General features: G+C 72.6%; 18 protein-coding genes. 7 read left to right on the top strand and 11 right to left on the bottom strand.

Going from position 1 to position 20,133, the window contains the following annotated elements:
• Positions 1 to 7 precede the first annotated feature (7 nt).
• The 5 genes from ACZ7KX_RS03855 to ACZ7KX_RS03835 all read right to left on the bottom strand — a co-directional run bounded on the left by ACZ7KX_RS03855 (position 8) and on the right by ACZ7KX_RS03835 (position 3,338).
• Positions 8 to 436, bottom strand: a complete 429-nt coding sequence (locus tag ACZ7KX_RS03855) for an ArsR/SmtB family transcription factor (protein ID WP_470325147.1) — start codon at positions 434 to 436, stop codon at positions 8 to 10.
• 141 nt (positions 437 to 577) lie between these two features.
• Positions 578 to 1,030, bottom strand: coding sequence for a protease inhibitor I42 family protein (locus tag ACZ7KX_RS03850; protein ID WP_470325146.1), 453 nt, complete (start codon positions 1,028 to 1,030; stop codon positions 578 to 580).
• On the bottom strand, positions 1,027 to 1,398 hold the full coding sequence (locus ACZ7KX_RS03845) for a hypothetical protein (RefSeq protein ID WP_470325145.1): 372 nt from the start codon (positions 1,396 to 1,398) through the stop codon (positions 1,027 to 1,029). Before ACZ7KX_RS03845 ends, ACZ7KX_RS03850 begins: the two co-directional genes overlap by 4 nt.
• A gap of 29 nt (positions 1,399 to 1,427) precedes the next feature.
• A complete protein-coding gene (locus tag ACZ7KX_RS03840; protein WP_470325144.1) occupies positions 1,428 to 3,014 on the bottom strand; it encodes a cysteine peptidase family C39 domain-containing protein in 1,587 nt (528 codons plus the stop codon).
• 3 nt (positions 3,015 to 3,017) lie between these two features.
• Complete coding sequence (locus ACZ7KX_RS03835) at positions 3,018 to 3,338, bottom strand: hypothetical protein (protein ID WP_470325143.1); 321 nt, start codon at positions 3,336 to 3,338, stop codon at positions 3,018 to 3,020.
• Between the two features lie 481 nt (positions 3,339 to 3,819).
• Here ACZ7KX_RS03835 and ACZ7KX_RS03830 point away from each other — a divergent pair, with 481 nt between their 5' ends.
• Positions 3,820 to 4,581 carry a DUF4232 domain-containing protein gene (locus ACZ7KX_RS03830; protein ID WP_470325142.1) on the top strand — a complete coding sequence of 254 codons (762 nt, stop codon included), beginning with the start codon at positions 3,820 to 3,822 and terminating at the stop codon, positions 4,579 to 4,581.
• Positions 4,582 to 4,691: 110 nt separating this feature from the next.
• Positions 4,692 to 6,071 (top strand): helix-turn-helix domain-containing protein, encoded by a 1,380-nt coding sequence (locus ACZ7KX_RS03825; RefSeq protein ID WP_470325141.1) that lies wholly within the window; start codon positions 4,692 to 4,694, stop codon positions 6,069 to 6,071.
• Positions 6,072 to 6,174: 103 nt separating this feature from the next.
• Here ACZ7KX_RS03825 and ACZ7KX_RS03820 read toward each other — a convergent pair whose 3' ends face one another.
• Complete coding sequence (locus ACZ7KX_RS03820) at positions 6,175 to 6,996, bottom strand: lipase family protein (protein WP_470325140.1); 822 nt, start codon at positions 6,994 to 6,996, stop codon at positions 6,175 to 6,177.
• A 273-nt stretch (positions 6,997 to 7,269) separates the two neighbouring features.
• Between ACZ7KX_RS03820 and ACZ7KX_RS03815 the strand changes: the two genes are divergently transcribed.
• Both ACZ7KX_RS03815 and ACZ7KX_RS03810 read left to right on the top strand, forming a co-directional pair.
• Complete coding sequence (locus ACZ7KX_RS03815) at positions 7,270 to 8,358, top strand: branched-chain amino acid aminotransferase (protein ID WP_470325139.1); 1,089 nt, start codon at positions 7,270 to 7,272, stop codon at positions 8,356 to 8,358.
• 65 nt (positions 8,359 to 8,423) lie between these two features.
• A complete protein-coding gene (locus tag ACZ7KX_RS03810) occupies positions 8,424 to 9,158 on the top strand; it encodes a TetR/AcrR family transcriptional regulator (protein WP_470325138.1) in 735 nt (244 codons plus the stop codon).
• Positions 9,159 to 9,332: 174 nt separating this feature from the next.
• On the opposite strand, the gene ACZ7KX_RS03805 is transcribed toward ACZ7KX_RS03810, so the two are convergent.
• Both ACZ7KX_RS03805 and ACZ7KX_RS03800 read right to left on the bottom strand, forming a co-directional pair.
• The gene (locus ACZ7KX_RS03805) at positions 9,333 to 10,970 is read right to left on the bottom strand and encodes an amidohydrolase (protein ID WP_470325137.1); all 1,638 of its coding nucleotides are present in this window, start codon (positions 10,968 to 10,970) and stop codon (positions 9,333 to 9,335) included.
• 126 nt (positions 10,971 to 11,096) lie between these two features.
• Positions 11,097 to 12,548, bottom strand: a complete 1,452-nt coding sequence (locus ACZ7KX_RS03800) for an APC family permease (RefSeq protein ID WP_470325136.1) — start codon at positions 12,546 to 12,548, stop codon at positions 11,097 to 11,099.
• A gap of 374 nt (positions 12,549 to 12,922) precedes the next feature.
• On the opposite strand from ACZ7KX_RS03800, the gene pstS reads away from it, so the two are divergent.
• The 3 genes from pstS (at position 12,923) to ACZ7KX_RS03785 (ending at position 15,981) form a co-directional block, all read left to right on the top strand.
• A complete protein-coding gene (pstS, locus tag ACZ7KX_RS03795; RefSeq protein WP_470325135.1) occupies positions 12,923 to 14,059 on the top strand; it encodes a phosphate ABC transporter substrate-binding protein PstS in 1,137 nt (378 codons plus the stop codon).
• 99 nt (positions 14,060 to 14,158) lie between these two features.
• Positions 14,159 to 14,635: a very short patch repair endonuclease gene (locus ACZ7KX_RS03790; RefSeq protein WP_470325134.1), complete on the top strand. Its 477-nt coding sequence runs from the start codon at positions 14,159 to 14,161 to the stop codon at positions 14,633 to 14,635.
• An 11-nt stretch (positions 14,636 to 14,646) separates the two neighbouring features.
• On the top strand, positions 14,647 to 15,981 hold the full coding sequence (locus ACZ7KX_RS03785) for a DNA cytosine methyltransferase (protein ID WP_470325133.1): 1,335 nt from the start codon (positions 14,647 to 14,649) through the stop codon (positions 15,979 to 15,981).
• Here ACZ7KX_RS03785 and ACZ7KX_RS03780 read toward each other — a convergent pair.
• Genes ACZ7KX_RS03780 through ACZ7KX_RS03770 form a run of 3 tightly spaced genes read right to left on the bottom strand, consistent with a single transcriptional unit; the run spans position 15,906 to position 19,941 of the window.
• A complete protein-coding gene (locus ACZ7KX_RS03780; RefSeq protein WP_470325132.1) occupies positions 15,906 to 16,799 on the bottom strand; it encodes a DUF6339 family protein in 894 nt (297 codons plus the stop codon). The genes ACZ7KX_RS03785 and ACZ7KX_RS03780 overlap by 76 nt on opposite strands.
• Positions 16,796 to 17,800 carry a hypothetical protein gene (locus tag ACZ7KX_RS03775; RefSeq protein ID WP_470325131.1) on the bottom strand — a complete coding sequence of 335 codons (1,005 nt, stop codon included), beginning with the start codon at positions 17,798 to 17,800 and terminating at the stop codon, positions 16,796 to 16,798. The genes ACZ7KX_RS03780 and ACZ7KX_RS03775 overlap by 4 nt, the downstream gene beginning before the upstream one ends.
• Positions 17,797 to 19,941, bottom strand: coding sequence for a helix-turn-helix domain-containing protein (locus ACZ7KX_RS03770; RefSeq protein WP_470325130.1), 2,145 nt, complete (start codon positions 19,939 to 19,941; stop codon positions 17,797 to 17,799). Before ACZ7KX_RS03770 ends, ACZ7KX_RS03775 begins: the two co-directional genes overlap by 4 nt.
• Between the last annotated feature and the right edge of the window lie 192 nt (positions 19,942 to 20,133).

Raw genomic sequence — 20,133 nt, 5'->3', positions numbered from 1 at the left:
GAATCGGTCAGCCGGCCTGACCGGCAGCCGGGCGCCGGCGCACCGCCCGTACGGCGCGGGCGAAGGGCTGCGGCGCGGTCGCCCCGGCCGGGGCCGCGCCGTCGTCACCGCCGTCGCCGCCGGCACGGCGGGAGGGCAGGTCGTGGGCGATCAGCGCGGCCTCGGCGAGCAGGCCGCGCACCTCGGTGGCCCGGTAGAAGATCCGCGTCCCCTCCCGTCGTGCCACCACCAGCCCCGCCGCCCGCAGCTTCGCCAGGTGCTGCGAGGTCGCCGCCACGTGCGCCCCCAGCAGCTCGGCCAACTCGCTCACCGGCAGTTCCCGCCGGCTCAACGCCCACAGCAACCGGTACCGCGACGGATCCGCCACCGCCTTCAACACCGCGACGGCCCGCTCCGCCGCCTCGGCGTCCCAGGCCTCCTGTTCCGCACCACCCATACACCGATCGTACCGACGCCGTCCCGCCCCACCCACGGCCGACCTCCGCCCCGGCCCCGGCCCGACGTGGGACACCCCCGGCCCGGCGCGGGCCCCGTCGGGGGCGGGGAGTCGGCGCCCGGCCGCGGCCGCGGGGACGGCTCAGCGCACGTCGACGGTGAAGTGCCGCTCAGCCTGGTCGGACTCGCCCGGATGGCCCGCGTGATTGGGATCGTGCAGGATGATGGTGGCGTGGCCCGGGTTGGGGCCGGCGCGGAAGACGAAGTAGTAGCGGCCGCCGGAGCCCGCCGAGCCGGTGGCGCCGACGAGGTCCCGAAGGCCGACGTTCTTGACGTACTCGTCGCCCACGGTCTGCACGGCGGCGGGGTCGGGCGCCGGGTCGGCGACGGTCCAGACCTGGCCGGTCACCCGGTGCGCGCTGACCTCGACGGAGAACAACTCGCCCGGCTTGACGGCCAGTTCACCGGAGGCCACGGTGAACACCGTGCCGTGGTCGAGCTTGCCGGCGCTCATCCGGTGGACCACCACCGCACCCGCCGCGCCCGCGACGGCCAGCAGGGCGACCGCCGCGATCAGGACCCGACGCCAGGTCACGAGGTCGCCTCCCGGTGGGTGACCCGCAGGGCCAGGACGGTGGCCACGGCGTCCAGCCAGCGGGCGACCAGCAGGTCCCCGGTCGGATCGCCGACGACCATCGAGGCGGCCTCCAGCCAGCCGCGCGCCACCGCCGCCGCGGGGCCGGGCAGCGGCTCGGGCAGCGCGGCGGCGTAGCGGGTGCCGCCGGAGCGGACCACCTCGCCGAGGAAGACCAGGGCGCGCGGCAGGACGCCGAGCCGGTCGACGGTGATCGCGGCGGCCACCGCGCCGTCGCCGAACAGCGTGGCACGGTGCGGGCCGGCGGCCGGCAGGCCGAAGCGCAGCAGCACCTCGACGTCCAGCTCGGCGAGATGAGAGTCGCTCATGGGGGGTGGGGTGGTACTCACTTATGTCCTCACTTGGGCATCTGGACGTGGTCGGCGATCGGCATTCCGCCGCCCTGCGCCGCACCCTCCATGTGGTTGTTGATGAAGTCGCTCTCGCTGACCCAGACGGTGTAGCCCCAGGGGTTGTAGATCTCCAGCTGGTCGCCGCGGTGCCCGATGATCATCATCTGGTGGCCGTCCGGCCGGAACCAGGTGTCCTCCTTGACCCCGATCGGCACCGGCTTGCCCTGGTCCACCGCCGACTCGACCTGGGCCAGCACGTCCTTGCGCTGCTCCGGACCCTCCAGGTCGACGGTGTGGTAGCCCGCCCCGGTGTGCTTGCCGATCTCGTCGTTGGCAACGTCCTTGGAGTCCCCGTCGGTCATCCCGTCCGCCCACTCGTTGTACCAGGACTTGTTGTCGTAGACGCGGTCGGTCTCCTTGAGCCAGCGGTCGTACGCGGCCTTGCCGTTGTCGTACTGCGGGTCGCCGGGGTGCCCGCCGGTGGTGAGCTGGAAGGCGAACAGCGGGTCGACCATCGCCCGGCCGGTGACGGTCGAGCCGGCCACGCAGGTCGGCTTGTCGCCCTGGTTCCACGGCACGCCCATGTAGGAGGTGTCCCGCTGGTTCGTGGAGGAGGAGTCGATCTGCACCGGGGAGATGCGCTGGGCCAGCCAGGACGGGTCGTCGCCGTGCGCGTGGATCTGGTCGTCGAACGCCTTGATCTCGTCGTAGCTGTGCCCCGCGGCCAGCGCCTTCATCAGGTAGGCGCGCTCCTCGGGGGACTTGCTGCCGGCCAGCAGCTGGTCGAAGCGGGCCCGGTCGGCGTCGCTCATCTTGTCCATGAACTGGCCGGCCCGGTTCACGTCGTTCGCCGTGAGGATGTTGCCGAACTGGTCGCTGCCGGCGACGGACGCGTCCGCGATGACCAGCTTGTCGGCGGCGCCGAGACCCTTGTTCTTGAACTTGCCCGCCAGCGCCTTGCCCGCCAGCGCGTTCAGCTCGCGGACGGCCGCGCGGCCGGCGTCCTCGGCCTTCACCGCCGCGTCGAAGATCGACTTGATGCCGTCCTTCGCCTTGCCGTGCGCGGTGTGCATCTTGTCGTCGTCCCAGTTGAACGGGTCCGGCGCGCCCGAGACGGTGATGTCGTGCAGCAGGCTCAGCGCCTCGCTCAGCGGCGCGTGGCCCTGCCCGTGCAGGGCCTGCGCCTCGCTCAGCGCGGAGGCCAGCGCGTTGAGCTGGTCCCGGCCCTTGCCCAGCATGTCGCGGCAGCGCGTCAGGTCGTCGGCGGAGGCCTTGACCACCTCGGCGGCCTTCTCGCCGACCTGTCCGGTCCAGGCGTCGGGCAGGTGCTGGGCGCCGACCCGCTCCACCTTCATCTGGACGAGGTCCAGCTGGCTGTTCGCCGTGTTGTACGCGGTCGCGAACTCGCCGAGCTTGCCCGGGTCGCCCTTGGGGGCGGGCAGTTGCAGGGCGTCGTGGACGGCGTACTTGAGGTCGCCGGCGCCCCACATGCCGTGGGACTCGTCGATGGTCTTCTTCAGCCGCTCGACCTGCTGGCGCTGATTGCCCAGGTTCGCGAACGGGTTGAGCGGGTCGACGCTGTGATCGGGCACCGGTCAGCCCCCCTGCTGCTGGTACTGCTGCTCGACACCGTGATCGGTGTTGGTGTAGTTCGCCGCGGTGGTGTGCACCTTGCCGCCGAGGTCCTTCAGCGCGTCCACGTTCACGCCCAGCTCGTCCTGCCAGGCCTGCCAGAACGCCTTGGCCGCGTCGCCCGCGCCGTACTCGCCGAAGGTCCCCTCACCGGACATGCCCAGCTTGCCCAGCGCGTCCTTCACCGAGCCGACGTCCGTGCTCGCCGCTATCAGCTGGTCGCCCGCGTCCCCGAGCTTGTCCGGGTGGGCACTGAACCCCGCTCCGGCACCGTCGCTGCCCATGACATCTCCCCCGATACCCCGTCATACAGTCCGAAGATCGCCGGACAGCATACCGGCAGTTCCGCCGCCGCCCCTCCCCCGAGCACCGGCTTCCACCGGCAGTCGCACAACCCGCCCGATCTCCCCGGAACGGTCACACGATCAAGAGGATCCCTTGATGCGCCGACCGGTTCGCCCGGCCACACGGTCCCTTCGGTCGGGCTGCCACGCCGCCAGACCGCCGGGTCACCTGGTCTCCGGGCCTCCGGGCCGGCCCGGTCGTCTCGTCGGGCGGCCTGGCCGGCGTTCCGGCCGGGCGTTCCAGGCTGGTGTCGATGCGCAGGTCAGAGGGGGTGGAACCGTTCCAGCGTCCCGGGTTCACGGGGAGGGCTGGCAGGTGGGACGGACGGCGGACCAGGGTGGTGGTCGGCGGCCGGAGGCGATGGCCCCGCCGCCCGGTCCTCTCCTTTCCTTCACCCACCACTGTTACGGGGGAACCTCCATGCCCGTTCGCCGTGCCCTGTTCGTTCCGGCAGCCCTCGCCCTGGGCGCCGCACTCACCCTGACCGCCTGCCAGTCCGGCGGCGGCACGGGCGATGCGCAGCAGAGCGCCAAGCCCATCCAGGCCGCCACGGCCGGTGCAGCAGGTGCAGCAGGCGGCACCGCCGGTGCTCCCGCCGCCCCGGCCGCCAACCCCACCGGGGCGCCCGCCACGAACGGCACCAAGGCCCGCCCTACGATCCCCGCCGCCAGTTCCTCCCGCGGTGGCGGCGGGGAGGCGGCCGGCGGTGAGGCGTACGCCTACTCGCACCCCTGCGAAGCCGCCAAGCTGTCGGTCCGCGTGACCACCCGGGCCGAGGCGCCCGGCCAGCGGGTGATCGAGGTGCGCAACCAGGGCACGACGGCCTGCGGCCTGAGCTACTACCCGCAGCTGAGCCTCGGGGACTCGCACGCCGCCGACCACGGCCAGGACGTCAGGCCGCTGGTGCCCGGCGGGCTGGGCGGTGCACCGGCGTACCCGGTGGCGGCCGGTCAGACGGCGTACGCGGTGCTCGACCTCAACCCCGGCGGTGCGACGGGCGGCGCGGCTTCCGGCATCGACGAGCTGAACGTGCTGGCCGACGGCGACCACATGGCCAACTCCGACACCCACAACTTCCCGCTCGGGAGCGGCGCCAAGGTGGGCAAGCCGAAGCTGGGCCTGTACCGGGGCAGCGTCGCGGAGGCCGCCGCGTCGGCGGCCGGCGCGGACCGGCAGTCCTGAACAGGGCCGTTGTGCTCCCCCTCCTCCGGGCGCTCGCCCGCCGAACCGGTACCGTGAGCTGCGGATTCGACGGGATCCGCAGCCGGTTCGGGGTAAGGGGTACGCAGCGCATGAGCGTGGAGACCGACGAGTTCGCGGCGATGCTGCGGGAGCTGAAGGAGCGCTCCGGCCGCAGCTACGGCGTGCTGGCGACCCGGCTGCACGTCAGCACCTCCACGCTGCACCGCTACTGCAACGGTGCCGCCGTTCCGGCCGAGTACGCACCGGTGGAGCGCCTCGCCCGGGTGTGCGGGGCGGGCGACGAGGAGCTCGTCGAGCTGCACCGCCGCTGGATCCTGGCCGACGCGGCCCGCCGCCGGGAGGCGGGCCCGAAGCCGGAGGGCGCGAGGACCGACGGCGCGAAGGCGGACGGAGCGAAGACCGAAGGCACGAAACCGGAAGGCGTCGGGACGGAACCGGAGCGCGGACCGGGGTCGGCCTCGGCACCGGAGCCTGCACCGGAGCCCGCGCCGGTCCCCGCTGCGGCTCCCGCGCCGGCCGGGGAGGTGGAGCCCGTGCACCCCGTGACCCCCGCCGCCGAACCCCGCCGCCGAACCCGCACCCGCGTGCTGCTGAGCGCGGCGGCCGTCGCCGCCGTGGCCGTGGTGGTCTCCACCTTCGTCCTGCGCGGCCCCGGAGGCACGCCGGACGCGGCGGGCTCCCCGACGACGGCCGCCACGACCGCGCCGACCGCCTCGTCCGCAGACACCGCGGCCCCCGTGGCGGCCGCCGCACCCACGTCCCCCGCGGGCGCCCCCACCGGCGCGCCCTCCCCGACGGACTCCCCCACGGGCACCCCCACTCCCACGGGCACCCCCGAGGACGTCCAGGCCCCCTTCCACGTCAACGTCCTCACCGACAACTGGGGCAGTCCCTGTGGCCAGTGGTTCCTCTCCCCGCGCACGCCCGGCCAGGTGACCCGCCCGCCGGACACCGCCGCGCGCACCGGCAGCTGGGCGGCCGCGCAGCACGCCGTCCCGGCCGGGCACCTGCGGCTGCAGCTGACCGCCCAGGGCACGAGCGCCACTCCGGTGGTCCTGCACGCCGTGTACGTGCACATCGTCAGCACCCAGCCCGCCCCGAAGTGGAACGCCTACACCCCCGGTGCCGGCTGCGGCGGGGGTCTCACCCCGGCGTCGTTCGCGGTGGACCTCGACTCGGCCGCACCGCACGCGGTCCCCGCCCCCGGCTTGGAGGGCGCGAAGAAGCTTCCGGTCACGGACTTCCCGTACCGGGTCTCGGACACCGACCCGCAGGTGATCGACGTGGACGCCACCACCCGTTCCCAGGACGTCTCGTGGTACCTGGACCTGGTGTGGAGCAGCGGGGACCGCCAGGGCACCCTCACCGTGAACGACAACGGACGCCCGTTCCGCACCGCGGGCCTGCACGGCGCGCCGAGCTACTTCCACAACGGCACCGCCTGGGCACCGGGCCCCGCCGAGGACTGAGCGCCTCGGCGGGGCCGGTCGCGGGGCCCGGCCGACCGGGCCCCGGTCAGCCGAAGGCCGAAGGCAGAAGGCAGAATCAGACGGCCAGGTCAGAAGGGCCAGGTCAGTCGACGTTCTTCTCCAACGCGGCGACGTAGTTGCGCATCAGGTGGTCGCGGATGCCCTCCCCGGTCGGCGCGAAGGCCGCCTCGCCCAGCCCCTTGGCCCTCCCCGCGAGTGCGGCGACCAGTCCGGTGTCCTCCTGGATGCGGCCCGTCGCGTCGAACCGGCGCAGCTCCGGGACGTGGGTGAACGCGGGCTCCGGCGGCAGCTGGGGGACGATGTCGTTGTTGTTGACGAACCGGTGGGTCCGGCCCCGGAGGCCCTTGTCGTAGGCGTCCGCCAGGGCCCGGTCGCAGGTGCGCGGCTGCCCGAAGGTGACCACGCCGTCCGCGCGCAGCCGCGGCTCCTCCAGGTAGAGGCGGGCCGCGACCAGCATCGCGAGCGCGCCGCCGAGGCTGTGCCCGGTGAACCAGAGGTTCTGCCCGTGCGTGCGGAGTTCCCCGATGCTCTTGGCGACGTCGGGGAAGACCGATTCGAGGGCTTCGGCGAAGCCGTGGTGGACGTAGCCGGTCCGCGCGGGGCCGGGCCAGGGCGGGGTGGTGGAGTCGGTGAGCCAGTCGCGTAGTTCGCGCGGCTCGGTGCCGCGGAACGCGACGACGATCATCCGGTCGCTGCTCATGGTGTACGCCTGGGTGTCCTGCAGCGGGAACGGCGGGGTGAAGGCGGTCCGGTGGTGCCGCACGTCGTCGAAGCCCCAGGCGCGGGCCTGCTCGTCGACGACGGCGTCGTCCTGGTAGGCGAGTTCGGCCGCCTTGGCCAGGCAGTAGGCGTGCGGCAGGCTGTAGCCGGCCGCGCTGTGGTCGAAGGTGGTGGGTACGGCCACGGTGGGCGCTCCGTTCGATGAGGGCGAGCGGGCGGCCTGAGCCGGGCCCGCGACGGGGGACTGCCCCTCTTCGTAACCGCCGCCGCCCCGGCTGCCCCCGCGGCGCCACGCCCCACTCACTCGAACGGGCCCCCGGCGGCCGCGGTCCGGCGGCCTCCTGCGACGTCCCCGTGCGACGTATACCGTCCGACTGACGGCCGTTAGCATGACGGGTGAGGCGCCGGAAGTCGGTGTCCGGTGGGCGGATTCCGCCACGGAGCTGAGGAGTTGACGATGGGTCGCGCATTCCCTCTGGTTCGGACGACCACCCCCGTTCCGGAGGCGGAACGACGCGCCGTCCTCGCCGCTCCGGGCTTCGGCAAGCACTTCACCGACCACATGGCCACCGCCACCTGGACGCCGGGCGAGGGCTGGCACGAGCGCCGGGTCGGCCCGCTGGCGCCGTTCTCGCTGCACCCGAGCGCGTCCGTGCTGCACTACGCGCAGGAGATCTTCGAGGGGCTGAAGGCCTACCGCCACGCCGACGGCAGCGTCCGGCTGTTCCGTCCCGAGTTCAACGCGCGCCGCTTCGCCCGGTCCGCCGAGCGGCTCGCACTGCCCGTGCTGCCGGAGGAGGACTTCCTCGCGAGCGTCGAGGAGCTGGTCCGCGCGGACGAGGCGTGGGTCCCGGCGCCCGACGGCGAGGCGAGCCTCTACCTGCGGCCGTACATGTTCGCCTCGGAGGCCTTCCTCGGCGTCCGGCCCGCCGAGGAGGTCACCTACTCGGTCATCGCGAGCCCGGCCGGGCCGTACTTCGCCGGCGGGGTCACCGGCATCACGCTCTGGGTCAGCACCCGGTACACCCGCGCCGGGCGGGGCGGCACGGGCGCGGCCAAGTGCGGCGGCAACTACGCCTCCAGCCTGGCCGCGCAGACCGAGGCGAAGCAGCACGGCTGCGACCAGGTGCTGTTCCTGGACGACACCGGCGGCGAGGGCGGCCTGGAGGAGTCCGGCACGATGAACCTGTGCCTGGTCACCTCGGCCGGGGAGCTCGTCACCCCCGAACTCGGCACCATCCTCGACGGCGTCACCCGGGACTCGATCCTGGCCCTCGCCGCCGAGTTCGGCCTGACCCCGGTCGAGCGCACGGTCGGATTCGCGGAGCTGCGCGCCAGCGCCGCCGACGGCACCGTCACCGAGGTGTTCGCGGCCGGCACCGCGGCGGTGATCACCCCGATCGTCGGGTTCAAGGGCGAGGGCTACGAGTTCACCGTCGGCGGCGGCGCGCCCGGCAAGCACACCCTCGACATCCGCGCGCACGTGCTGGACATCCAGTACGGGCGGGCCGAGGACCGGCGCGGCTGGCTGCGGCGGGTGCTCTGACCGGCCGGCGGCCCGCCGCACCCGCCCCCTTCTCTACGTCAACGTGGTTGGCATAACCTGCGGGCATGACCGATCGCGTGGTCCCCGAACCGCAGCGGAGGCGTCGGCGCCCCACCAAGCAGGGCGTCGTCCTCTCCGCCGAGCTGATCGTCGACACCGCGCTGCGCCTGATCGGGCAGCACGGCGCCGACGCGCTCACCGTACGGCGGCTCGGGGCCGCGCTCGGCGCCGACCCGAGCGCGGTCTACCGCTACTTCCACAGCACCGACGACCTGCTGATCGCCATCGCCGACGAGCTCATCGGCCGCGCCCAGCACGGCTGGCAGTCCACCGGCGACTGGCGGGCCGACCTGCGCGCCATCGGCCTGCGCATCCACTCCGCGTACCAGGCCCATCCGCAGGCCGCCCTGCTCGCCGCCCACCGCACCACCGGGCGCGCCCACGAGACCGCCGCCGTCGAGACCATCCTCGGCATCCTGCGCACCGCCGGCTTCCCCGACCCGGAAGCCGTCCGGATCTACCACGCCTTCGTCGACCAGAGCCTCGGCTTCGCCGCCCTGGACGCCGCGGCCCTCGCTCTCCCTGCTCCCGCGGCGGCCGCGGACCTCGGGGTCTGGCAGGCGTCCTACGCCCGCCTCGACGCCACCACCCACCCCCACATCGCCGCCACCGCCGGCCTGCTCACCCGCGACATGCGCCGCAGCGGCTACCCGTACGCACTGGACCTCCTCCTCGACGCCGCCGAGGCCCGCCTGCGGACGGCGGGGCCCGGCCAGACGGGGCCCGGCCAGAACGGCTGAGCGCTGAGGGCTGAGGGCTGAGGGCTGAGGGCTGACGGCTGACGGCTGACGGCTGACGCGCACCCGTCCTGGCGCGCAGCCGACCGTGAACCGACACCGGCCCACAGCGTTCGCCGGGCACGGCACCGTCGGTGGCGGGCTCCCTGCGCCCACCACCGACGGCCGTCACCCGGCTCAGTCCGCCGCGTGCACCAACTCCCCGCCCACGTACGTCCGCAGCACCCGCGCGCGTGCGATCTCCTCGGCCGGCCCGGTGAGGATGTCCCGGTCCAGCACGACCAGGTCCGCGAGCCACCCGGCCGCCAGCACGCCCGCGTCGTCGTGCCCGTTCACGTACGCGGACCCGGCCGTGTACGCGGCGATCGCGGAGCCCGGGTCGAGCCGCTGCTCGGGCAGGAAGACCCGTCCGTCGGTGGCGTCCGGCTCCATCCGGTTGACCGCCACGTGCAGGCCGGCCAGCGGGTCCGGGCTGCTCACCGGCCAGTCGCTGCCCGCCGCCAGGGTGGCGCCCGCGCGCTGCAGGGCACCGAACGGGTACTGCCAGGCGGCGCGTTCCGGGCCGAGGAAGGGAATGGTCAGCTCGTCCATCTGCGGCTCGTGGGCGGCCCACAGCGGCTGGATGTTGGCGATCGCGCCCAGCTGCGCGAAGCGGGCGAGGTCGTCCGGGTGCACCACCTGGAGGTGGGCGAGGTGGTGCCGGGCGCCGCGCCGGCCGTTGGCGGCGCGGGCGGCCTCGACGGCGTCCAGCGCCTCGCGGACGGCCCGGTCGCCGAGCGCGTGGAAGTGCACCTGGAAGTCGAGCGCGTCCAGTTCGGTGACGTACCCGCGCAGCGCGACCGGATCGACGAAGCTGAGGCCGGAGTTGGCGGTGGCGCAGCCGCAGCCGTCCAGGTACGGGGCGGTCATCGCGGCGGTGAAGTTCTCCGCGATGCCGTCCTGCATGATCTTCACCGATCCGGCCCGGAACCGTCCGTGGCTCAACTCCTCGCGACGCCGCACGAGTTCGGGGATCTGTTCGGCGCCGCGGTCGCGTCGCCACCAGAGCGCGCCGGTCACCCGGGCGGTCAGGGCGCCGGAGCGCGCCGCGGCCAGGTAGGCGTCGGACGGGTCCGGCTGGCCGTTGAACTCGCCGAGCAGGGCGTCCTGCCAGCCGGTGATGCCGAGCGAGTGCAGCAGGCGCTGGGCGCGCAGCAGTCCGTCGAGGCGGTCGGCGGCGGTGGAGGGCGGCAGCAGCCGGGCGACCAGGGCGGTGGCGCCCTCCTGGAGCGTGCCGCCCGGGGTGCCGTCGGCCTCGCGTTCGATCCGCCCGTCGGCCGGGTCGGGGGTGTCGCGGGTGAGGCCGGCGAGCTCCAGCGCCCGGGTGTTGGCCCAGGCGCCGTGGTGGTCCCGGTTGGTGAGGTACACCGGGCGGTCGGGGACGACGGAGTCGAGCAGGTGCCGGGTCGGCAGTCCGCCGTCGAAGCTCTCCATCGACCACCCGCTGCCGGTGATCCACTCCTGCCCGGGGTTCGCCTCCGCGTACGCCCGGATCCGCTCCAGGTAGTCGGCGACGCCGACCGTCCCGGTGAGGTCGCAGGTGGCCAACTCCGTTCCGCCGAAGACCGCGTGGATGTGCGCGTCCTGGAAGCCGGGCAGCAGCAGCTTGCCGGTGAGGTCCACGACCTCGGTCTTGGGCCCGATCAGCTCCCGGACCTCGTCGTGCCCGACGGCGGCGATCCGCTCGCCCACCACCGCCAGGCTGGTCGCCCTGGTCCGGGCGGCGTCACCGGTGTGGACCGGTCCGCGGGTGAAGACCAGATCGGCCTCGGTCATGGGTGGTGCTCCGTTCTCGTGTCGCACGGTCTGTCGTTGCGGGCTTTCCGGCTCCTTCGCCTTCCGCCCTCGCCTTCGTCCTCGTCCTCGCGCTCGCCTTCGCCTTCGCCTTCGCCTTCGCCCACGCTAGGCCTCCTGCGCGGCCGGCGCGTCGCACGCCGTCGGCTCGTTCTGCGGGAAGTACGGCGAACGCCGCCGCCAGCGGGCCCAGGCCGCCGCCGGCAGCCCGGTGACGATCATCAGCGTCACCACGGTCAGCTCGAACCACCCGTTGTCGGCGGCCAGTTCGAAGTGGTCGGTGGAGTCGTAGAAGGTCCAGGCGAGGTAGCCGCCGACGGCGAGCAGCGCGCCCGCGCCCAGCAGCGGGCCGACCACCGCGCGCAGTCCCTGCACCGGGTCGGTGCGCAGCAGTCCGCGGAACCGGACGGCGGCGGCGATGGCGGTGAGCGCGTAGTAGAGCGCGACGATGACGCCGATCGCGTTGACGGCGGCCGAGATCAGGTCGTTGACGGTCGGGATGGCGATCGAGGCCAGGGCCAGGACGACGGCGAGGCCGGTGACCAGCAGGGTGCCGACGGCGGGCGTGGCGTGCCGGGGGTGCAGCCGGGTCCAGACCGGGCCGAGCACCCGGTCGCGCCCCATCGCGTACATCCCGCGGGCGGTCGGGATCACCGAGGACTGCAGGGAGGCCACCGCGGAGAACATCAGCGCGATCAACGGCAGTGCGGCGAGGGGCTGGTGGGCGAGCTTGGTGCCGAAGTAGGTCAGTCCGTGCGCGCCGTTGTCGGCCAGCTCGTCCATCGGCAGCACCCGCTGGAAGGCCGTGCCGGCGAGCAGGAACAGCAGCATCATCACCACCAGGGCGATCATGCCGCCCCGGGAGGCGTCGCGCGGGTCGCGCACCTCCTCGCCGACGCTGAACACCGACTCGAAGCCCCAGTAGCAGAACACCGCCAGCACCATGCCCTGCGCGACGGCGTCGAAGGACGGGATGTCGAAGGGGTTGAACCACTGCGGCGAGAAGGGCTGGTCACCCGCGAACAGCCCGTACCCGCAGAAGCCGAGCAGCACGGCGTACTCGAACACCAGCAGTGCCTTCTGGAGCCGGGCGGCCATGTCGAGCCCGCGCACGGCGACCAGCGCGGCGCCGATCAGGATGACCAGGCCGAGCAGGGTGCACTGGACGGTGGAGTCCGCGTCCAGCCGCAGGCCGGCGACGCTGCGCAGGTGCGCCTCGCCGAGCAGCTGGATGACCGACGAGCCGGTGACGGTGGTGGTGTACGCCATGAACACCACCGTGCCGACCGTGTTCACCCATCCGGTGAGGAACCCCAGCCAGGGGCTGAGGGTGCGGCCGACCCAGCGGTAGCTGGAGCCGGCGTCCGGCTCCACCGCGTTCAGCCGCCCGTACCCGCCGGCGATGGCGAGCACGGGCAGGAAGGCCAGCAGCATGATCGCCGGCAGGTGCAGGCCGACCACGCCGGCCATCAGGCCCAGGCCGATCCCGATGCTGCTGGTGGCGGCCGTGCTGGAGGCGGCGATCACCGCGCCGTCCAGGAGGCCGAGGGACTGTCGCATCACGACGTGGGAACTGCTCGCGTTCGCTCTCGGGCCGCTGCCCGTGTCCTTCACCGTCGATGCCAACGGATCACCGCCTAGGTCGTGGGGGTGCACGTGTGGGGGAAGCACGTGTGAGGGGGACGCACGCGCCGGGAAGGCGTGTGCGGAAGGTGCGAGTCATGAAACCGGCGACGCCGGAACACGTCAATGCTGTTGTCATAAGGCTCGACACGCCGCGGCTTTGCCCTGCGTCCGCCTTCCCGACACCGAGGATTCACGTACGGGCGGAAGCTGCGTTCACCTCGGTTGTCAACGTTCCTTCCGCTCACGGCCGTCGAACCCCGTCGACGGGACCCCGTCGACGAAGCCGTGTCAACGAGAGGCAACCACCGATGCTCCAGCGCAACCGCCGGTCCGCCACCGCCCTCGGCCTGAGCGCGGTCGCGCTGGCCGGCGCCCTGTCGCTCACCGCGTGCGGAAGCGACGACAACAAGACGGGGACCACCACCGCGAACGGTTCCGCGGCCGGCGGCAGCACCCCCACGGTGGCCTGCGGCCAGGGCGGCACGCTCCTCGGCGCCGGCTCCACGGCGCAGGGCAACGCGATCGACCTGTGGAAGACCACCTACTCGGCCGCCTGCCCCGGCACCACCATCAACTACAGCGGCGGCGGCTCCGGCGCGGGCATCCAGCAGTTCACCCAGGGCAAGGTCCAGTTCGCCGGCAGCGACTACGTGCTCAAGCCCGCCGACGTCGAGGCCTCCAAGGCGGTCTGCACCGGCGGCAAGGCGATCGGCCTGCCGATGGCCGGCGGCCTCGTCTCCCTCGTCCACAACATCAACGGCGTCGACAACCTCGTCCTGGACGGCCCGACCGCCGCCAAGATCTTCAACTCTCAGATCACCAAGTGGAACGACCCGGCCGTCGCCGCCCTCAACCCGGGCACCAACCTGCCGGACGCCGAGATCCAGTCCTTCCACCGCTCCGACGACTCCGGCACCACGTACAACCTGACCTCGTACTTCGCCAAGACCTCCGGCGGCGCCTGGCCCGCGGCCCCGGACAAGGCCTGGAAGGGCACGGGCGGCCAGTCCGCCAACGGCAGCGCCGGCGTCTCCGCCCAGATCAAGCAGGTCGACAACTCCATCGGCTACGTCGAGCTGTCCTACGCCCAGATCAACAACCTCAAGTCCGCGAAGATCTCCACCGGCGCCGCCCAGCCCGTCGAGGCCACCGCCGCCAACGCCGCCAACACCTTCGCCACCTCCACCGTCGTGGGCACCGAGGGCGACCTCGCGCTGTCCCTCGACTACGCCACCGAGGCCGCCAACGCCTACCCGATCGTCCTCGTCACCTACGAGGTCGTCTGCGACAAGGGCAACAAGCCCGAGAGCCTCGACACCCTCAAGTCCTTCCTCACCTACACCATCAGCGACAACGCCCAGCAGGCCGCCGGCCAGAAGGGCTACGTCCCCCTCCCCACCGCCATCGCCGACAAGGTCAAGTCCGCCGTCGCCTCCCTCGCCTGACCCACCCCCGCCCGCCGGCCCCGGGGCGCGGCCGGCGGGCGGTTCCGGCGGCCGCGGATGCGGAGGACCGATGTCGGTGCCCGGAGCCAGAATGGGGACATGCCCTCCCTGGAGACCACGCCGAAGATCCGCACCCGGATGAGCAAGCAACGCAGTCACGACACGGGTATCGAGGTCACCCTCCGCAGAAGCCTGCACGCGGCCGGGTTGCGCTACCGCGTCCACCGCAAGCCGCTCAAGGGCGTGCGCCGCGAGGCCGACATCCTCTTCGGCCCGGCGCGCGTCGCGGTCTTCGTCGACGGCTGCTTCTGGCACGGCTGCCCCGAGCACGCGACGTGGCCCAAGAACAACGCCGAGTTCTGGCGGGAGAAGATCGAGAAGAACCGCGCCCGGGACCGGGACACCGACGCCCGTCTCGCCGAGGCAGGTTGGCTGTCGGTCCGCGTCTGGGAGCACGAGAGCGCGGCCGAGGCCGCCGAGCGGATCGCCGCCCTGGTCGACGAGCGGCGGCCCGGGCGCAGCCGGACCGTCGTGGAAGAGACGACCGAGTACATCGCGGGGCCCGTCGCCGGCTAGACTCTGGCCACATGACCAGCTCGGACGCCACGGCCTCATTCCCCGCGACACCACACATTCTGGACCTTTTCGCCGGTCCGGGTGGTCTTGATGTGGCCGCGAGGATGCTCGGCGTCGAATCGCTCGGCATCGAGTGGGACAAGGACGCCTGTGAGACGCGCTACGCGGCCGGGCTCAGGACGTGGCACGCGGACGTCAGCGAGGTCCGGAGCAAGCGCTTCGAGGAACTCGACGCGGATCTGAACGTGCTGGCGGGCGGTCCGCCCTGCCAAACGTACTCGGTGGCCGGCAACGGTGCAGGTCGCAAGGCCTTGGAGAAGGTCAAGAAGCTCATCCACCGGTTGGTGGACGGGGCCGGCGAGGACGAGATCGACGATCAGCTGGAGAAGATGGGCGGCGATCCCCGGACCGCCCTGGTCCTGGAGCCGCTCCGGTACGCCATCAAGGCCCTCGGCTCCCCCAACCGGGACCGGCGACCGTTCGACGTGATCGTCCTGGAACAGGTGCCCGCGGTCAAGGCGCTCTGGGAGGTCTACAAGGAGGCCCTGGAGACGGGCCTGCCGCGGGAGGACGGAACGCGGGTCCGGTACAACGTCGCCGAGGTCAAGACCCTGCACACCGAGGCGTACGGTGTCCCGCAGACCCGTCGCCGCACGATCCTGATCGCGCGGCTCGCCGGGCACGGAACTCCTGCGATTCCTGCCCCCACCCACCACGTCTTCAACCTGCGCAAGCCGGCGCAGGGCGGCCCCGACGACACCCAGACCGCGCTGCCGGTGGACGGGGCCCTGACGCCGCTCAGGCCGTGGGTCGCGATGGGGGACGTGCTCACCGACCGGAAGCCCCCGTTCGTGATCGTGTCGAACTACGGCAGCGGCGGCGACCCCAAGAAGCGCGGCATCCGGACGCACCGGCAGCCGTCGTTCACGGTCACCGGCAAGGTGTCGCGCAACGCCGTCCGGCTCGAACCGGGCGGTCCCGACCTCGACCCGGACCGCCTGACCATCCCCGAAGCCGGCATCCTCCAGACCTTCCCACCGGACTACCCCTGGGAAGGCGGCGACCGGTCGCAGCAGGTGGGCAATGCCGTCCCGCCGTTGTTCGGGATGCACGTGCTGGCGGCGGCGTTGGGCCGCCCGCTCCCGCCGGAGGAGAAGCTCCGGGAGAGTTGGGGCCGGCTCGACCGCGACGACGCGGAGTACCGGAGGCTCCGGACCGAGGGGTGCGACGCCCCGGGCGATTGCGGTCCCGACTGCCCGAAGCCCGAGGATCAGGCCTCCTCGTCGACCCCGTCCGGTTCGACCCGTCCGCGGACCGGCACGTCCGCGAAGAGTTCGGCGAAGTAGTCCGTCAGCAGGCTCACGGAGAGCTCCGGCGCGGGTTCCTCGTCGGGGCCCGTCGGGAGCGCGTTCCGTGACACCTGGCGGGCGGTCTCGGACTCGTCGATCCAGTCGAGCAGCGGACGCGGGTCGCGCTCGGGGTGATCGGGGGCGATCACGTCGTACATCAGCGTCGCGGCGGCAGCGTTGACGGCTCCGGCCAGCGCATTGGCCTCGCGACCACCGGTCACCGTGCCCTTCACGACCAGCCGGACGACCGCCTGGGCGGTGGGCCGGTGGTTGATCACGGACATCCGCAAAGCGGTGTTGAGGATGTCCTGGTTGCCGCAGGCCGTGACTACCGGGCCGTAGTCCGCGCCGTCGCGGAAGAGCTCGGCCGCCCACCAGAGGCGCGCGAATGCCTGCTTGTGGTACTGCCCCCGGAAACGGTCGACCGCCACCTTCCCGGTGGCCTCCGACAGGTGTCGCCAGACCACGTAGTCCGGCGCGACCCCGAGCGCCAGGTAGTTCCAGAAGCCGGGGTCGGCCGCCTCGCGGCGGGTGAGCCGCAGCGCCGCGTGGAGCCGGGGGGCCAGCCAGGAATCGGCCTGGGTGGCCTTGAACCCGTTGTTCCGGCAGTAGGCCATGGCGTCCTCGGCCAGGTCCCGGACGGGCAGCAGTTCGCCGCGCCGGTCGCTGTGCGGGAGCGGTTCGGTGGCCTGGTTGAGTTTGATGCTCGGCACGTCCTCGCGACCGGTGAGCATTCCCTCGGTGAGGAAGTCCGCCACCTCAGCGTTCGGCAGCAGGGCGAGGCGCTCCGGAAGATAGCTGGGCCGGTCGGTCATGCGTCGTCCCCCTGCGTGAGGCGTTCCAGGTCGCGGATGGTGGTGGAGAGCGTCCGGGGGACGCCGGCGCGCCGGGAAGCGGCGAAGTGGATCCGGGACTGGAGTTCCCCCCACCCGGCACCGGAGGATCCGGTGCGCGCCGCGTGGACCTCGCGCAACGCCTGCTCCGGCTCGCGATCGGGGTACATGTCGGGGAGCATCTCCCGGAGCACCTCGCCCTGCCAGCCGTGCGGGAACACCGGGGTGCCGTCCTCCTCGACCTCCAGGTCGCCGACGGCGGAATGGAAGACGGCCGTCCAGACCTCCGAGCACATCTGGGCGAGCAGGAGTTCGCGGACGGTCGCCTCCGGACCGGTGCCGCCGTCGGCGCCGATCAGGTCACCGAGCCCGTCGAAGTCGGTGTTGACGCGGACGGCCGGGATCCGGCCGGTGGTGTCGACCAGCCACGGGGACTCCCTGAAGCGCTGGAGTCTGCTCGCCCCGGCTCCGAAGTTGACCATCCTTACCTCAAGTTCGCGAGCGAGCGAGGGCACGGCCTCGATGACGTCGACGAACCACTCCACGTCGGAGGTGGCGATCACCCGACCCGGCACCCCGTCGACGGTGGCCACCACATGCACGGTGAGGGAGGCTCGATCGAGGAGGTCGCAGCGGTACAGGTACAGCTCGGCGGTCCGCTCGCGGCCGTCCTCGGAGACCGATGAGAACTCCACTGTCGTACGGGTGTTGGTGGCCCGTTCAATCAGGACGGCGACGACCTTGACGTTCTGCCAGGGACCGGCCGGGTCCAGGGCCTTGGCCGGGAGACCGGCGGAGAGTCGGAGCCGGGCCTGGGTCCACTCGGGGCGGTCCTCGTCGGGTCCGAGTGCGACGACCCGCTCCACGGTGGAGAGGTACTTGCTCTCCAGAGCCTCCCAGGGCTCGCCCTCGGCCTTGAGCTGGGCGCTGTCGACGCGCCAGGACACGTTGCCGGTGAGCCGTCGGTAGGGATAGACCTTCACGCCTGCTCCCCCTTTCCACTGCGGAGTTCGACGACGAGACCGGTGAGTTGGGCCCGGACCGGGTGACGGGAAACATCGGTGACGCCCCGGAAGACGGCCTTGCGGCTTCCGGGCGACAGCTGCAGGGCTCCGTCGACGACCTCACAGCCGCTGATGGCGACGAGGTCCTTCCACGGAGCCGCCGGACGGGGGCCGGAGCGCACGTCGAACTTGGCGACCGGCGTGACCGGTCGGTCCGTGTCCACCCCGGGCGACACCCTGAGGTCGACGGTGACCGACCAAGCTCCGGTTTCGTCGATCAACGCGTCCACGTTGTCCAGTTCGGGCAGGGCCGCGGTCGCCGCGGGGCGCGGCTTCTTCGTGCCGCCACCCACCTTGAGCCGACCGGCGATCTTGGCCTCTCCCCCGTTGCGACGCTTGGCCTTGGGCACCGCGACGAGGTCGCGAACGCCGGCGTTCGCCGCAGTGGTCAGGGCCGCGATGCGCCGGTGGGCGGAGGGCGAGTAGGAGAGCCGCAGCTCCTCCGTCTGGCCCCACTTGTTGTGCTCCGGCGGCTCGGAAGCGCGGAGGAACTCCTCGGCGGCCTCGGCCCCGGGAGCATCCGGGCCCGCCGCGCGACCGGTGAGGAGGACGGCCTGGAAGGGGTTGGTGCCGACCGGGATGCTGGTGACGGCGCTGTCCTTGACGGTCATGCGGTTGCCCCGCATGGAGACCAGTCGGTTGGGGCGACCGTCGGCATCCTCGGCGTCGGTGACCAGGAGCACCGCCTCGTGCGGTACGGCACCGCGCACCTGACCGCCGTGGAGCGGCACGTTGAGCTGCACGCCGGCTCGGGCGACCTGGCCCGGGCCGGTGAGCCGGTCGACGGTGGTTCCCTCCAAGAAGGCCCGCAGGGCGCGGGTGCGGGAGGGCTGAGCGACGGCCGGCTCCACGTGCTCCTCGGGGATCAGCACCTCGCCGTTGCGGTACGTGCGGACGGACGCCTCCAGGTGCGGCTTGTGGTCGCCGCCCCCGGTCATCGCCGCCCAGAAATTGCGGCCGAGCGCATCGACCAGCCGGGCGTGCATGCGGTGGACGGAGTCGTCGTCCTCTGTGCTGTCCTCCTGGTCCGCCGCGCCGTGCACAGACACCAGACTGGCCACGTCGTGGGCGCCGACGATGAGGAAGGACGTGCCGGGGGCCGCGCTCTCGCGGGCGAGGTGGAGGCTTTCGACGGTCTCCTCGTCGGCCCACCAGGAACGCACCACGTCCGCGGATTCGGTGGTCGCGTCCGGACGTCCGAACCAGGCCGGGCCGGCGCACGCCCGGCCGTCGACCTCGCGCCACGGAAGGTCGAGCCGGCCGATCAGGCGCCGCTCGGTACGGCCCTCGTAAGGTTCGGAGAGGGTGGAGTTGATCAGCACCAGGCCGAGTCGGCTGGTGGCCCACAAGGTGGCCTTGCCCAGGCCGTACGAACCGCCGGCACCGAGGTCCCGCTTGTGGCTGTCGAGTTGACGACGCACCACGGCGGCGAAGAGCCCGTCCTCGTAGTCGCCGCCGGTCAGGCCGGTGGCGTTGTAGTCGTCGACGCGCAGCAGCACGAGGCGGTCGTGCTGGTACATGTCGCGCAGTCCGGCTGCGATCGTGCGCGAAACCTTGCTCTGCTTACCGCCGTCAGCCGTCAGCGCCTCGTAGTGCGGGCGCAGCTTCTCCCACTCGATGGCCTCGCGGAATCGTGCGAGCGCCTCTCCGGTGAGTTCGTGCAGGGTGTAACGGACCCGGACGGGCTCGGAGGGGTCCAGTCGCGCGTCGAGGCTGTTCTGGGTGGCCTCGCGGGCGAGCACCGAGACGTCGGCCTCGAAGGCGAACGCGGCGGCGTTGCCGTACTCACGTCCGCCGTCGGCGTGGGCCGGCCGGTGGTACCACTGGACGGGCAGACCGAGTTGGGCATCGGAGCTGCGGGTGTGGATGGTCTCCAGGTCGGTCTTGAGGAACGCCGCGATGTCCCGGATCGTCTCGTCCCGGGGCACGGAACGGCCGACGATCCAGGCCGAGACCGCGGCGCGGGTCTTGCCCAGCTCCAGCGCCAGATCGGTCTGGCTCTTCCCTGCGTTCTTGAGCTGGCGCGCCAGCCAGGGGCCGAAGTCCTCAGCCGCCTTCACGTCCCACCTGCTTCCGCTTGGCCTGTCACACAAGGTGAGAGCCACGCTACCGCATCGCAGTTGACAGCGACACCCCGCTGTCAACCAACCTTTGACAGGCCCCGCATCCATCGGAAAACACACCTGGAGCCCTTGGAGAATTCACCCGATTTCACCCCGGAAGTCCGACCCGGCGGAACGCGGGAATACCGC

The organism is Kitasatospora sp. NPDC038210 (assembly GCF_055600605.1).
This window is presented reverse-complemented; position numbering and strand designations above follow the sequence as displayed.